Source organism: Streptococcus mitis (assembly GCF_001579035.1).
Taxonomy (GTDB): Bacteria; Bacillota; Bacilli; order Lactobacillales; family Streptococcaceae; genus Streptococcus; species Streptococcus mitis_J.
In genome coordinates this window covers 331,568-332,771 of sequence record NZ_KQ970287.1, presented here as the reverse complement: position 1 = coordinate 332,771, position 1,204 = coordinate 331,568, and the positions used below count along the sequence as shown (strand labels likewise).

Annotated in this window: 1 protein-coding gene; it reads right to left on the bottom strand. The window is 36.6% G+C overall.

The genetic code is table 11. The features are described from left to right. A partial coding sequence (locus SMIDD26_RS12260; RefSeq protein WP_246746946.1) for a G5 domain-containing protein occupies positions 1-1,204 on the bottom strand: 1,204 nt, incomplete at both ends.

Below are 1,204 nucleotides of genomic sequence, written 5' to 3'. Positions count from 1 at the left end.
GTACCTGTTTCTTTGTTTAATATCACGTTTTCAGGTTGTTTGTCTAAAGTCCATTCGCCATTAGATTGCTTGGTAAGTGTGAGCTCTTCATCACCAGATCCATCACTCTTAGGATAGATGATTCTTACTGTATCCGCATCTTTCTCAGGCGCTTTTACTTGTATACTTGCTTTATTCGGCTCTTCCACTATAGCTATTGTAGGTTGTGCTACTTTAAGATTTGGTTGTGCTACTTCTTTCGTACCTCTCTTAACAACTTTTGGTGTCATTACTTTTGTAGTTTGAGAAGAAGTTGTCTCAGTAATTTTACCGGTGTTTGGATCTACAATATAACGTGTAGTTATTGTTTCACTTCCAGCTTTCCCCTCAGTAACTACTTTCTCTGTTCCTTTTTCAAGAGTTGGATCATCTTCATAGGTCGTTGTTATCGAAATTTCTCTTATATCATCTTTCTGTTTTGTTCCAACTTTTACTACTTTTTCTTTTGGTTCTGTTCGGACAGTTGTTGGTTCTCCTTCCGTTACACTTCCATCAGAATTTACAATGTACGGTGTTGTTGTAACAACTTTTCCGTCTTCACCTTCTGTTTCTGTTGTAGTTTCTCCTTTTGGTTTTGTTGGATCTGCTTCGTAACGTACTGGTTTTTTAATTGGTGTTTCTTCGACTTTCGGTTTTGTTCCTAGAGTAATTACCTCTTCTATCGCGTCAGTTACTTCTACTGTCGGTTTATTTTCAGTCACGTCTCCATTTGTAGTATTTAAAGTGTAAGTTGTAGTTGTTATTCTTTTACCGTTTTTACCTTGTGTTGTTACTACATGATAATCCCTTCCTTTTGTATCATCTCTTTCATAACGCGTTGTATATGGTATTTCTTCTGTAACGACTTTCGGTTTTGTTCCTACTTCATAAATGTCATCTTCTTTATTAGCATCTTCAATCGTATCTCCACCGCCTTCTACATAACGGCGTCCAGTTACGACTTTATAATATCTAGAAAGTACAACACTACCATCATCTTTCACAATATTCTCGTCTGAGTCTTCATCAACAGTAATCGGCTTGTTGGAAATTACAACATAATCAGAGTCATCAAAAATACCGTCGGCACCCTCTATCGCTACTCTTATAGTAGGATCATACTTATCCGGTTTTGTACCACTATTACTATCTATACGATGTGGATATTTGGGATCAATTATACTAA